Annotated in this window: 12 protein-coding genes and 1 riboswitch; of the genes, 3 read left to right on the top strand and 9 right to left on the bottom strand. The window is 68.2% G+C overall.

The window, feature by feature from the left end; translation table 11 throughout:
• Window positions 1-33: 33 nt before the first annotated feature.
• Window positions 34-1,767 carry a substrate-binding and VWA domain-containing protein gene (locus Rhe02_RS10630; protein ID WP_203907975.1) on the top strand — a complete coding sequence of 578 codons (1,734 nt, stop codon included), beginning with the start codon at window positions 34-36 and terminating at the stop codon, window positions 1,765-1,767.
• An 80-nt stretch (window positions 1,768-1,847) separates the two neighbouring features.
• Here the strand turns inward: Rhe02_RS10630 and Rhe02_RS10625 are convergent, their stop codons facing one another.
• Entirely contained in the window at window positions 1,848-2,999 is a 1,152-nt protein-coding gene (locus Rhe02_RS10625; protein ID WP_203907974.1) for an anthranilate synthase component I family protein, read from the bottom strand.
• A gap of 153 nt (window positions 3,000-3,152) precedes the next feature.
• On the opposite strand from Rhe02_RS10625, the gene Rhe02_RS10620 reads away from it, so the two are divergent.
• Complete coding sequence (locus Rhe02_RS10620; RefSeq protein WP_203907973.1) at window positions 3,153-3,353, top strand: DUF5999 family protein; 201 nt, start codon at window positions 3,153-3,155, stop codon at window positions 3,351-3,353.
• Between the two features lies 1 nt (window position 3,354).
• On the opposite strand, the gene gcvP is transcribed toward Rhe02_RS10620, so the two are convergent.
• Window positions 3,355-6,120 (bottom strand): aminomethyl-transferring glycine dehydrogenase, encoded by a 2,766-nt coding sequence (gene gcvP / locus Rhe02_RS10615; RefSeq protein WP_203907972.1) that lies wholly within the window; start codon window positions 6,118-6,120, stop codon window positions 3,355-3,357.
• 68 nt (window positions 6,121-6,188) lie between these two features.
• Window positions 6,189-6,278: riboswitch (glycine riboswitch) on the bottom strand.
• Window positions 6,279-6,306: 28 nt separating this feature from the next.
• Window positions 6,307-7,254: a zinc-binding dehydrogenase gene (locus Rhe02_RS10610; RefSeq protein ID WP_203907971.1), complete on the bottom strand. Its 948-nt coding sequence runs from the start codon at window positions 7,252-7,254 to the stop codon at window positions 6,307-6,309.
• A gap of 68 nt (window positions 7,255-7,322) precedes the next feature.
• On the opposite strand from Rhe02_RS10610, the gene mgrA reads away from it, so the two are divergent.
• A complete protein-coding gene (gene mgrA / locus Rhe02_RS10605; protein ID WP_203907970.1) occupies window positions 7,323-8,354 on the top strand; it encodes an L-glyceraldehyde 3-phosphate reductase in 1,032 nt (343 codons plus the stop codon).
• Here mgrA and Rhe02_RS10600 read toward each other — a convergent pair whose 3' ends face one another.
• From Rhe02_RS10600 to Rhe02_RS10575, 6 genes are all read right to left on the bottom strand, one after another.
• Entirely contained in the window at window positions 8,355-8,930 is a 576-nt protein-coding gene (locus Rhe02_RS10600) for a MerR family transcriptional regulator (protein ID WP_203907969.1), read from the bottom strand. It lies immediately after the preceding gene.
• A gap of 135 nt (window positions 8,931-9,065) precedes the next feature.
• Window positions 9,066-9,536, bottom strand: coding sequence for a bifunctional nuclease family protein (locus Rhe02_RS10595; protein ID WP_203907968.1), 471 nt, complete (start codon window positions 9,534-9,536; stop codon window positions 9,066-9,068).
• Window positions 9,537-9,613: 77 nt separating this feature from the next.
• Window positions 9,614-10,327, bottom strand: a complete 714-nt coding sequence (gene ftsR, locus Rhe02_RS10590; protein WP_239123646.1) for a transcriptional regulator FtsR — start codon at window positions 10,325-10,327, stop codon at window positions 9,614-9,616.
• Window positions 10,328-10,337: 10 nt separating this feature from the next.
• Entirely contained in the window at window positions 10,338-10,775 is a 438-nt protein-coding gene (odhI, locus tag Rhe02_RS10585; protein ID WP_020524342.1) for an oxoglutarate dehydrogenase inhibitor Odhl, read from the bottom strand.
• Window positions 10,776-10,901: 126 nt separating this feature from the next.
• On the bottom strand, window positions 10,902-11,285 hold the full coding sequence (gene gcvH / locus Rhe02_RS10580; protein WP_203907966.1) for a glycine cleavage system protein GcvH: 384 nt from the start codon (window positions 11,283-11,285) through the stop codon (window positions 10,902-10,904).
• 38 nt (window positions 11,286-11,323) lie between these two features.
• On the bottom strand, window positions 11,324-12,584 hold a 1,261-nt coding region (locus Rhe02_RS10575), incomplete at its 5' end, for a DUF881 domain-containing protein (protein WP_203907965.1).

The raw sequence follows: 12,584 nt of genomic DNA, 5'->3' as shown, positions 1-12,584 counted from the left end.
CCCGCACCATGCGCTCACCCCTGGAGGCCCTCGATGCCGAACGGCCGTAGCTCTGCTGTTCGCTCGCACCGGCGAACCGGCTCCCGCCGGCGGGTGCTGCCATGGGTGGTCATCCCGCTCGCGCTGGTGCTTGTCGGCTCGGGCCTCACCTTCGCCTATGCCTGGATCAAAGAGCAGGGCTGCTCCGGCTCGGCCAACGCGACCATCGTCGCGCCGGCCAACACCGCCGCGCTGTTGCGGGTGCTGGCCAATCAGTGGTCGCAGACCCAGCCCAAGGTGAACGGCACCTGTGCCTCGGTGACCGTGCGCGAGCAGGACACCTCGGTCACCGCGCAGGCGCTGAGCCACGATTGGGACCCCGCCGCCGACGGCCCGGCCCCTGACGTGTGGGTGCCGCAGGCCAGCGCTTGGGCGCGTGCCGCCGCCGCCAACAGCGCCACCGCCGACAAGCTCATGCCCGACAAGCTGCCCAGCATCGCCCGCACCCCGGTGGTCATCGCGATGCCCAAGACGCTGGCGGAAAGCTACGGCTGGCCCAAGTCCGAGCTGGACTGGAAAGACCTGCTCGACAAGCTGGCGGCCAACCCCGAGGTCAAGATCGGTATGAGCGACCCGGCCACCTCCACCGCCGGTCTGCTGGCGCTGTCGTCGATCATCGACGCGAACGACGACGCCGATGTCGACGCCGAGGAGATCAAGCGGGTGTTCACCCTCGAGCAGCGGGTGGCGGTCTACAAGCCGACCACCGAGGAGCTGTTCGCCGAGTACGTCTCCGGCAAGGGCGCCACGCTGTCCGCCTTCCCCGCCCTCGAGCAGGACGTGGTCAAGCACAACGAGACCAACCCGAGCCTGGCGCTGGTCGCGGTCTACCCGAAGAACGCCACCACCGAGGCCGACCACCCGTTCATGATGCTCAAGGACGCGCCGTGGAAGGACGCCAAGCGCCAGGACGCGGCCGCCGAATTCCTGAAGTATGTCAAGGGCGAGGCGGGCCGCACCGCCGTGCTCGACGAGGGCTTCCGCGACTCCAACCGCGCGGCCGGCCCGAAGCTGACCCCGGCCAAGGGCGTGGTCACCAAGCTGACCGCGCTGCCACGCGCGGTGCTGCTGGCCGACGCCATCGACAAGACCGTCAGCTACTGGAACGCGCTGACCCGCCCCTCCAATGTGCTTCTGGTGCTTGATGTTTCCGGCTCCATGAAGGAAGCCGTGCCGGGCACCGGCCTGACCAAGCTCGACCTCACCAAGAACGCCGCCCAGCAGGTGGTCAAGATGTTCGGCGACGACTCCCAGGTGGGGCTCTGGATTTTCGCGGCCGCCGCGCAGGGCAACGCCGCCTACAAGGAGCTGGTGAAGGTCGGCAAGCTTGCCGAGGGCGACCGGCGCAAGAAGCTCGGCGACGAGATCACCAAGCTGGTACCGGGTGGCAACACCGGCATGTACGACTCGATCTGGGCGGCCCACCAGTCGATGGTGTCCAGCTACGCGCCCGGCACCGAAAGCCTCGTGGTGCTGCTGACCGACGGCGCGGACGACAACCGGTCGACCCTCAAGCTGCCTGAGCTGACCGACAAGCTCAAGAACGCCGACAAGACCAAGCCGGTCAAGGTGGTCACCATCGCCCTCGGCGCGGCCACCGACAACCAGGCGCTGACCGACATCGCGGTCGCGACCGGCGCGACGCCCTACACGTCCTCACGCGCCTTCGACATCGACAAGGTTCTCATCAGCGCCCTGTTCGACATCCGCGCCACCACCGGCTCCTAACGGGCGGCACGCGCCAGAATTGCAGATCGCACTGCCTTCAGGGGCGATCTGCCCGCGCGTTGCTTTAGCGCGCGCAAGCATTACCGCCAGCCGGCCAGCGCTCGTTTCACCGGGGCAGCCTTCGCGGCGGCTTCGGAGACCTCGGCGGCCGGGTCGGAGTCGATGACGATGCCGCCGCCCGCCCACAGGTGCACGCGGTGCTCGTCGACGGCCGCGGTGCGGATGGTCAGGCCGAGGTTGAGGTGATCGGGGCCGATCCAGCCGAAGGCGCCCATGGCGGGGCCGCGGCCCACCGGCTCCAGCCTTTCGATCTCGGCCAGGGCGGCCAGCTTGGGGGCGCCGGTCACCGAGCCGCCGGGGCACACCGCGCGCAGCAGGTCGGCGAAGCCGACGCCGCTGCGCAGCACGGCCGCCACCTCCGACTCGGCCTGCCACAGGTCGGACCATTTGCGCACGGCGAAAAGCTGTGGCACGCGAACCGATCCGGTCACCGCGACGTGGGCCAGGTCGTTGCGCATCAGGTCGACGATCATCACGTGTTCGGCGCGTTCCTTCGGCGAGGAAAGCAGCGCGATCCTGCCCTCGGGGGTGGCCGGGGCGGTGCCCTTGATCGGCCGGGTGATCGCGCGCCCGCCGCGTACCTCCAGCAGAGTCTCCGGAGAAGCGCAAGCCACCGCCCAGCCGTCGCCGCCGAGCACCCCGGCGTGCTTGGCCCCCGCCAGCCGGGTCAGCCGGTGCAGGGCGCGCATCGGGTCGCCTTCGTATTCGGCCGAGGCATGCCCGACCACGTTGACCTGGTAGACATCACCGCGAGTGATGGCCTCGTGGACCCGGCGGACGGCTGCTTCGTGCTGCGAAGGGGTCCAGCTTGGCCGCCACGGCCCCAGCACCCACTCCCCCCGCTCATGGTCCGGGTTCTGCATTCCGGCGTGCTCATAGACCACCAGGGCCATATCCGGCACGGCCGGGGCGGGGGTCGGCGCGCCCTTGGGGCCGCCGATCATCACCGCCGAGGCGGCCGCGGAAATCAGCACGCTCGCCCCGCAGATCGGGTCTCCTCGTAACGCTCCGTGTTCGGTGAGGAACTCCTCGGCGAGAACCGCAGGATCGCCGGGGTCACCGACCCGCCATTCCAGGCGCACCAGCTCTCGGGCGTATGACCGGCAGCTACGCGGAATCCCGGGCGCTACGCTGGCCGAACTCTGGAGAGGTAATAGGCCGAGCGGGTTCATTGTGATCGTCCGAAGGGCTGATTCCACGCGGGTAACCCGAAAACTTGCTCGTTAATGGCTCGTTTAGGTTGGTAGCGTGCGTCACTGTTCATGTGAGTAACTCCACAGGGTGTGGAGCTAACCCCTAGCGAGAACCCCGGAGAAAGACCCATCATGTGCCAGCACCAACCCCCCTGCCCGTTGGCCGACGCGATCGACCACGATGCCGCCAAAGTAGTCGCATCCTTCCCGGAGCAAGGCTGGAGCCTGCTCTGCAATGGTGTGATCGTGTTCGAGGACACCGGCGAGCTCATGCCCGACGGCTCCACCATCTCCCCCCACCGCGGCCCTGCGCTGCACGCTCTGGCTGGATGATCTAAGCGTAGGCCTCCGGAGGGGGGCACGCGCAGACCAGGTTCCGGTCTCCGTATGCGCCATCGATGCGCCGGACCGGGGACCAATACTTCCCCACCCGCTTCACACCGGCCGGGTAGGCCCCGACCGAACGCGGGTAAGCGTGATCCCACGTATCCCCACTCACCATCGCCGCCGTGTGAGGCGCGTTCACCAGCGGGTTGTCTCCCGCCGGCCACTGCCCCTCCGCCACCGCGGCGATCTCCCGCCGGATCGCGATCATCGCATCGACAAAGCGGTCGAGCTCGGCGAGGTCTTCACTTTCAGTCGGCTCCACCATCAGTGTGCCCGCGACCGGGAAAGACATCGTGGGCGCGTGGAAGCCGTAGTCGATGAGCCGCTTGGCCACGTCGTCGACGGTGACGCCGGTCGACTTCGTGATCGGGCGCAGGTCGAGGATGCACTCGTGCGCCACCAGACCCTTGTTGCCGCTGTACAGCACCGGGTAGTGATCGCGCAGCCGGGCCGCCACATAGTTGGCCGCGAGCACCGCGACCCCGGTCGCCGCGGCCAGGCCGGTCGGGCCCATCATCCGGATGTAGGACCACGAGATCGGCAGGATGCCGGCGCTGCCGTGGGGGGCCGCCGAGATGTGCGCGGACAGGTGAGGCGCCAGATGCTCGCGCACCGCCACCGGACCCACCCCCGGGCCGCCACCGCCGTGCGGAATGCAGAAAGTCTTGTGCAGATTCAGGTGTGACACGTCCGCGCCGAACTTGCCCGGCTTGGCGAACCCGACCAGCGCGTTGAGGTTGGCGCCGTCGACGTAGACCTGGCCGCCCGCCTCGTGCACCTTCGCGCACAGCGAGGCGATGCCGGTCTCGTAGACGCCGTGGGTCGACGGGTACGTCACCATGATCGCGGCCAGCGAGTCGCTGTGCTGCTCGATCTTCGCGTCGAGGTCGACGAGGTCGACGTTGCCGGTGTCGTCGCACGCCACCACCACGACCCGCATTCCGGCCATGACCGCGCTCGCGGCGTTGGTGCCGTGCGCGCTGGACGGGATCAGGCAGACGTCGCGGTGGTCGTCGCCGTTGGCCAGGTGGTAGCCGCGGATGGCCAGCAGCCCGGCCAGCTCGCCCTGCGAACCGGCGTTGGGCTGCACGCTGACCGTGTCATAGCCGGTGATCTCGGCCAGCCACGCCTCCAGCTGGTCAATCAGGTCGGCGTAGCCGGCGGCCTGGTGCGCCGGGGCGAACGGGTGCATGTTGGCGAACTCGGGCCAGGTCACCGCCTCCATCTCGGAAGTGGCGTTGAGCTTCATCGTGCACGAGCCGAGCGGGATCATGCCGCGGTCGAGCGCATAGTCCAGATCGGACAGCTGGCGCAGGTAGCGCAGCATCGCCGTCTCGGAGTGGTGCGTGCGGAAGACCGGGTGGGTCAGGAAGTCGCTGTCGCGCTTGAGAATCAGCGCCTCAGCCTCCACAGTGGACGGCTCGACGCCGAACGCCTGCCATACGTTGGCCAGCACGGCTTCGGTGGTGGTCTCGTCGCAGGCGATGCCCACGCGGTCTTCGGAAGCCAGGCGCAGGTTGACACCGAGCTCCTCGGCCGCCGCCACGATCGAAGCCGCGCGGCCGGGTACGACCGCGGTGACGGTGTCGAAGAAGTGGTCGTGGGCAAGGGAAACACCGCCCGCGCGCAGGCCGTCGGCGAGGCGGGCCGCCATGGCGTGGGTGCGCCGGGCGATCCCGCGCAGGCCGTCGGGGCCGTGGTAGACCGCGTACATGCTCGCCATCACCGCGAGCAGCACCTGCGCGGTGCAGATGTTGCTGGTCGCCTTCTCCCGGCGGATGTGCTGCTCACGGGTCTGCAGTGCCAGCCGGTAGGCGCGGTTTCCCTCCACGTCCTTGGAAACTCCGACCAGGCGCCCGGGCAGGGTGCGCTCCAGACCGGCGCGCACGGCCAGGTACCCGGCGTGCGGGCCTCCGTATCCCATGGGCACACCGAAACGCTGAGCGGAGCCGCAGGCGATGTCGGCGCCGATCGCGCCCGGCTCCCGGACCAGGGTCAGCGCCAGCAGGTCGGCGGCCACGGTCACCAGCGCGCCCTGGGCGTGGGCGGCCTCGATCAGGGCGCTGTGATCGATCAGGGCGCCGGACGCGCCCGGGTATTGCAGGTGCACGCCGAAGAACTCCTGCGGCAGCTGCCCGTCGGCGAACACCTCGACGGTGATGCCCAGCGGCTCCGCGCGGGTCGCGATGACCTCGATGGTCTGCGGAAGGGTGTCGGCGTCGACGGCGTAGACCATGGACTTCGCCTTCGAGCTGCGCCGGGCGATGGTCATCGCTTCGGCGGCGGCGGTGCCCTCGTCGAGCATCGAGGCGTTGGCGGTGGACAGGCCGGTCAGGTCGCAGACCATGGTCTGGAAGTTGAGCAGCGCTTCGAGCCGGCCCTGGCTGATCTCGGGCTGATAAGGCGTGTAAGCGGTGTACCAGGCCGGGTTTTCCATCACGTTGCGCTTGATGACGCCCGGGGTGTGGGTGCCGTAGTAGCCCAGGCCGATCATCGAGGTGAGCACCCGGTTGCGAGCGGCGAAACCGCGAAGCTCGGCGAGCACCTCCGGCTCGGTCGCCGCCGCGGGCAGCTGCAGCGGGCCGTGCCAGCGGATCACCTCGGGAATCGCCGCATCCATCAGCTCGTCGACCGAGCCGTAGCCGATGGCGCCCAGCATGCGCTCGGTGTCAGTGGTGTCAGGTCCGATGTGACGATCAGCGAATGCGCTCACGAAGACTCCTGAAGGCGAGGACTAGTGCACCGTCCTCCCCCTCTGTCGCACCCTCGCTTCAGAGTTGCCTTCACCGTCCGGTCCGGGTGCCTGAGAGGTTCCGGGGAGGAATTGCCCCTTCGGCGCCGCGTGGTGGCGGACTCTCCCGCACGGTTTGCTAGCAAGCGCAACGCTACCAGCCAACTGTTACGGCAATAAGACCGTCTTACCCACAGTGGCGCGAGTCTCGAGCGCGGTTTGAGCCTTGGCCGCCTCCGCCAGCGGGAAAGTGGTGATCAGCGGCACCAGCTCGCGGGCGGCCAGCGCCGCCATGGACCGCTCTTCCAGACCCCGCATACCGCCCTTGAGCAGGGCGGGACCCAGGGCCACGTGGGCGGAGATGCTGCCCGAGTAGAGGTCCCCCGCGCTCAGCTCGATCATCGAACCGGCCGAGAAGCCGTACATCACCAGCCGCCCGCCGGGGGCCAGCGCCTTCATCGCGGTGCGGCCAATCTCACCCCCGACCGCCTCGAGCACGACTGTCGGTTTCGGGTCCAGGCCCTGCGCCCAATCCTGTTCGAGATAGTCACGTTTGACGTCCGCGTCGACCAGGTCGAGTTTCGCGGCGCCCCCGGCCGCCGCGATGGTCCGGGCGCCCACGCTGCGGGCCGCCTGGAGCAGAAGTGCGCCAAGGCCGCCGGCCGCCGAGGTCACCAGCACGACATCGTCCGTGGTCAGCGCGGCGATGGTGAGGATCCCCATCGCCGTGCGGCCTGTGCCGATCATGGCCACTGCCTCTTCAAACGAAGCATTGTCTGATACCACATGAAGGGAATCGACATTGGCAAGCGCTTGCGAGGCATAGCCGCCGCTGACCATGCCCAGATGCGCGGTGACCCGTTTGCCCAGCCAGGCGGGGTCCACCCCGGGCCCGGCCAGGGCCACCGTGCCGGCCACCTCGCGGCCGGGGGTGTAAGGCAGCGTGGGCAACGGCGGGCCGGCCTGGATGCCCTTGCGGAAGGTGGTGTCGATGAGGTGGACTCCGGCCGCGGCAACGTCGATGCGCACCTGACCCGGCCCGGGCTGCAGGTCCGGAGCGTCCTCATAGCGAAGGTTCTCGGCCGGGCCGAATTCGTACTGGCGAATCAGCTTCATGCACAGAACCTAGGAGTTCAAGTTAAGTTGAGGTCAAGACGGATCTTGGGTGATCTAGGCTCGGGACTATGACCTACGTCGCAGAAGCGAACCGCTACGACTCGATGACCTACCGGCGCACCGGGCGCAGCGGCCTGCTGCTTCCGGCAATCTCACTCGGCCTGTGGCACAACTTCGGCGATGACCGGCCGTGGCAGACCCAAACCGCGATCGTGCGGCGCGCCTTCGACCTCGGCGTGACCCATTTCGACCTGGCCAACAACTACGGACCTCCCTACGGAGCCGCGGAGGAGAACTTCGGCCGGATGCTCGCCACCGATCTGCGGGGCTACCGCGACGAGCTGGTCATCTCGACCAAGGCCGGCTATGACATGTGGCCCGGCCCCTACGGCCAGTGGGGTTCACGCAAATACCTGACCGCCTCGCTGGACCAGTCGCTGCGCCGGATGGGCATGGACTATGTGGACATCTTCTACTCGCACCGCTTCGACCCAGACACCCCGCTCGAGGAGACGATGGGTGCGCTCGACGCCGCCGTGCGGACCGGAAAGGCGCTCTACGTAGGCATTTCCTCCTACTCGTCGGCCAAAACCCGGGAAGCGGCCGCGATCCTGCGCCAGATGGGCACGCCGCTGCTCATCCACCAGCCCTCCTACTCGATGATCAACCGTTGGCTGGAGGAGGATCAGCTGCTCGACACCCTGGAGGAGGTCGGCGCCGGCTGCATCGCCTTTTCCCCGCTGGCGCAAGGTCTTTTGACCGATCGCTACCTTTCCGGGGTACCGGAGGACTCTCGTATTCGCACCGGAGGCGCCCTGTCGGAGTCCCAGCTCAACGACAGCAACATGGCCAAGGTGCGCGGACTCAACGACATAGCCCGGCGACGCGGCCAATCATTGGCACAGCTGGCATTGGCGTGGGCGCTGCGCGACGAGCGCATGACCAGCCTGGTGATCGGCGCCTCGAGCGTGAAACAGCTGGAAACCAACATCGCCGCCCTGGACAACCTGCTGTTCACCTCGGACGAGCTGGCCGAGATCGATCAATTCGCCACCGAAGGCGACATCAACCTGTGGTCGCGCTCCTCGGAAGCGGCGTAGTCAGCTGGCCTTGCGACGGGCTCGCCGCGCGGCGAGCTCGTCTTCCACCCCGCCCCACGCCTGCGGAACGGGAAGCTGGGCCACCTCTGGCGCGGTCGAGGACTCCCCGCGCTCGGCGGGCAGGTGCGAAAGCGAACCCTGAACCTCTTTGAACGCGCCCCCGATGGCGATGCCGAAGACGCCCTGGCCGCCCTGCAGCAGGTCGACCACCTCCTCCGGGGACCGGCACTCGTAAACCGTGGTGCCATCGGAGATCAGCGTGATCGTGGCCAGGTCATCGGCGCCGTAAGCGCGCAGCGTGTCGATCGCGCGGCGGATGTTCTGCAGCGAGACCCCGGCGTCGAGGAGCCGCTTGACCACCTTGAGCACCACGAGATCGCGGAAGGAATAGAGGCGCTGCGTGCCCGAGCCGGACGCGTCGCGGATGCTGGGCACCACCAGCGCTGTCCGAGCCCAGTAGTCGAGCTGGCGGTAGCTGATGCCCACCGCGTGGCAGGCGGTCACTCCGCGGTATCCCACCGCGTCGTCCACATCGGACGCGGTGCCGGCGTCAGGCGAACCATCGGGCTCGAGCATCGGTGAACCTCCCGCTATCTTTCTAGCGGCAACCCTATAGCGGATTCGCGCTCGATGAGGGGACGCAACCTCGCGACACGCCACAATGGTGTCCGGAACCGTCACCCAACAACGATTCGCTCGTTATTGCCCGACTTAACTGGCAAAGTCCTCTGGGCGCACCTGTTCCAGGAATTCCCGGAACTTCTCGACTTCATCCTCTTGCTCATCGGGGATAATGATCCCCGCCTCGTCGAGGACCTGGTCGGCGCAGCGCACCGGCGCACCCACCCGCAACGCGAGCGCGATGGCATCGCTGGGCCGCGCGGAGACCCGGATGGCACCGGCCTCTCCGAGCAACAGATCCGCGTAGAAAATGTTGTCGCGCAACTCCACGATCTCGACCGCCTGCAGCGGCGCGGAGAGCGCCTCCAGCAGGTCCCGAAGCAGATCGTGGGTCAACGGCCGGGCCGGTTTGACGCCCTGCTGCTCGTAGGCGATCGCTGTGGCTTCCACCGCGCCGATCCAAATCGGCAGGTAACGGTCGCCTTCAACTTCTCGCAACAGCACGATCGGCTGGTTGGTCGGCAACTCGACCCGAACACCGACCACGCTTAGCTCGCGCACCTCAGGCCTCCTCGTCCGCTGCCCATGTATTGCACGCTACACGCCTGAACCGTGCCAGCGCTGCGTGCAACGTCCCGCTACGGTCCCAGTGTGTCGTTGAGCCCTGACCGTAGCAGCGCTAGATGAAGCCGCTGCGAGAGCAACATCAGCTCACGCATGGCCGCCTCGGCGCGTGCCTCCCGCCCCGGTGACTGCTGGCGCATCAGCGGCGCGATGATCTGGGCGAACAGGCCCGCTTCGCGGTCGGCCGCGACCTTGTACGGGCGCAGGTGTCTTGCCTCTATCCCGTACTGGGCCAGCAACCCGGCGACCTCCGCTACGGCGAGCGCGTCGGCGTCGTACCAGCCGCCGGGCCGGGGCGCGATCAGGCCGTGCTGCTCCAGGCCGGCGAGCGTCTCGTCGGAGATTTCGGCCCGCGAGCACAGCTCAGAGCGCCGCAACCGGGCGTCGGGCGGGCCGGGTGGCTCGAGGTCGCGGACGGCCACCAGCGCCGGCCGCTGCGGCGCTGACGGGGGCGGGGCAACGTGGGCCCCGTCGTCGAGCTGCTGGCGGATGACGCGCAGGGGCAGGTACTGGTCGCGCTGGGCGGCCAGGACGTAGCGCAGCCGCGCCACATCGTCGCCGCTGTACTTGCGGTAGCCCGACTGCGTGCGTTGCGGCTGTACCAGCCCCTCGGTCTCCAAAAATCGCAGCTTGGAGATGGTGGTGTCGGGATAGTCGACCCGCAGCTGGGTCAGCACCTCACCAATGCTCAGCAGTGACGGGTCGCGCGCGGCCTGTTCCGCCGGCACCGCAGACCCCTCACCCCTCCTCAGTGCGCGGCCCCGCGACGTAAACCAGCCGGAACTTGCCGATCTGCACCTCATCGCCGTTGTTGAGGGTGGCCGACTCGACCCGCTCCCGGTTGACGTAAGTGCCGTTGAGGCTGCCCACATCGCGCACCGTGAACGTGGAGCCGTCCCGGTGGAACTCGGCATGGCGGCGCGACACAGTGACATCGTCGAGGAAAATGTCGCTATCAGGATGGCGGCCACTGGTCGTCACATCGTGATCAAGAAGGAAGCGGGCGCCTGCGTTAGGGCCGCGGCGCACCACCAGCAGGGCCATCCCAGGAGGAAGCTGGCTCGACACACGGCCCGGGACGACATCAGCGTCTGGCCCCTCGGGAATCTCGTCCAGGCCGAGATTCAGGGTCGACGTGACGTCGAGCTGGGGAAACTCGTCGTCTGGACGCGTCATCGGACCACCTCGTGGCTCTCGTTTGGCAAAGAAGCGTAGCTCGGGTCATCGATACTGGCTGGCGACCGCTGTGGGCGAGCCTAGCCAGGATCGAAATGGACGGTCAACCGCAACGCGCGGCAGGTGTCAGCTCTGCGTCAGCTCCGCATAGGCGGCGGCGGTGAGCAGCGCCTCGACCTCGCTGGGATCGGCGATCTGGATCTCCACCAGCCAGCCCTCCTCATAGGGGTCGCTGTTGATGATCTCGGGCGAGGCTTCGACCCCCTCGTTGCGGGCGGTCACCTCACCGCTGATCGGCGCATAGATCTCGGAAACGCTCTTGGTGGACTCCACCTCACCGAAGGAGTCGCCGGACGACACCTTGCTGCCGACGGCCGGCAGCTGCACGTAGACGATGTCACCGAGCGAGTCCTGGGCGAAGTCCGTGATGCCCACGCGCACGACGCCACTGGGCTCAACCCGCACCCACTCATGTTCGGCCGTGTACCGCAGGTCCTCAGGAACGTTCACTATGCGATCCCTTCGCGCAAGCCTTAACCCAGTCCGGCTCAGGAAGCCGGCCTGGCGTACTTCAGGTCTGGGGCGGGGCGGACATCTTTGATCTCCACCACGTCCCGTTTGTTGACGATCACGTTACCGCCGTCCTCCTTCACCCTTGGCACCACCCCGCCCGCGAATTGGACAGCGTCGCTGAGTGTGTCCGGCTCTCCGATCGCCAGGATGGTGTAGGGGCCGGTCAGCCTTGTCCCGTCAACGTTGACGCCGCCGTTGTCGTCCACAAAGGACGTCGACGCGATCACCCTGACCGAGCCGCCGGTGCCATCGATGAGAATGGCTTCGGCGCCCCCGCCGCGCAGCTCCTGCACGGCGTTCAGCAGACTCGCCGCCTTGATCGTCCCGGTGACCTCGGTGAGCACCACCTGAACGCCGGGCCCCTGCGCGGGCAGTGTGCCGGCCAGAATCCCCATGTCGTCCGCGCGCGCCTTGGCAGCGGCCTGGGCCGCCTCCTGGCCCGCCGCACCCGAGGCGAGCTCCCGTTTTGCCGCCTCAAGCGAGGCGATGTCCTGCTCCAGGCGCTTTTCCGCACCGTCCAAATCAGACATGATCTGGAGCAGATCGCCTTCGCGCGCCGACGCGTAGGCCGCGTCCGTGCTGTTGCTCTTCACCTGGACAACAAGCGAGAAACCCAGTAGTGCCAACAGAATTCCGATGACAAACCCGGCCCCGCTGATCCTCTTCTTGCGTTTAGTCTCCGACACCCCCGCCTCGGATTCCTCTCCCGGCACCGCACGCCGCCCCGCCATCGCAAAGTCGCCTGGGCCCGGCGTATCGTCCTGCTCCGCCTCGGCTATCTGGCCATTGTCCCAGGCATCGGCAGGTCCAGCCAGCTGCGCCCCGCCGCGCCGGTCGGCCGGATCCGGCCAAACCTGCAGGTCATCGGCCTCATCCCGCCAGCCGTTGGCCTCGCGCGCCGGCTCGGGCAGACTGTCCCGGCGTTCCGGGCCGCCTTCATCGTCATCGTCGTCCCACCGCCCAGCCCCGGGCCATTCAGCCGTGGGCTCCCCCACCCACCGCCGCTCCCCGGGCTCCGGCCACTCAGCCGTCGGCTCCCCGACCCACCGCTCAGCCGCCCGCTCGTCGCCCCACCGCCCGGTCAAAGGCTCCGACTCCGGCCATTCAGCCGTCGGCTCCCCCACCCACCGCTCAGCCGCGGGCTGCGACTCCGGCCACTCAGCTGTCGGCTCTCCCACCCAGCGCTCGGCAGGCGGCGAAGCGGCCGCGCGCTCCCCTTCCCAACGCTCAGCCGAA

It is taken from the genome of Rhizocola hellebori (assembly GCF_016862955.1).
GTDB classification, from domain to species: domain Bacteria; phylum Actinomycetota; class Actinomycetes; order Mycobacteriales; family Micromonosporaceae; genus Rhizocola; species Rhizocola hellebori.
The sequence above is the reverse complement of the archived record's forward strand: the minus strand, read 5'-3'. Positions and strand labels throughout refer to the sequence as shown.

What these genes read in the sequence shown, in the direction of transcription:
- Rhe02_RS10630 (WP_203907975.1), top strand. Translation starts at nt 34, where the DNA reads ATGCCGAACGGCCGTAGCTCTGCTGTTCGCTCGCACCGGCGAACCGGC.
- Rhe02_RS10625 (WP_203907974.1), bottom strand. Translation starts at nt 2,999, where the DNA reads ATGAACCCGCTCGGCCTATTACCTCTCCAGAGTTCGGCCAGCGTAGCG.
- Rhe02_RS10620 (WP_203907973.1), top strand. Translation starts at nt 3,153, where the DNA reads ATGTGCCAGCACCAACCCCCCTGCCCGTTGGCCGACGCGATCGACCAC.
- Rhe02_RS10610 (WP_203907971.1), bottom strand. Translation starts at nt 7,254, where the DNA reads ATGAAGCTGATTCGCCAGTACGAATTCGGCCCGGCCGAGAACCTTCGC.
- mgrA (WP_203907970.1), top strand. Translation starts at nt 7,323, where the DNA reads ATGACCTACGTCGCAGAAGCGAACCGCTACGACTCGATGACCTACCGG.
- Rhe02_RS10600 (WP_203907969.1), bottom strand. Translation starts at nt 8,930, where the DNA reads ATGCTCGAGCCCGATGGTTCGCCTGACGCCGGCACCGCGTCCGATGTG.
- odhI (WP_020524342.1), bottom strand. Translation starts at nt 10,775, where the DNA reads ATGACGCGTCCAGACGACGAGTTTCCCCAGCTCGACGTCACGTCGACC.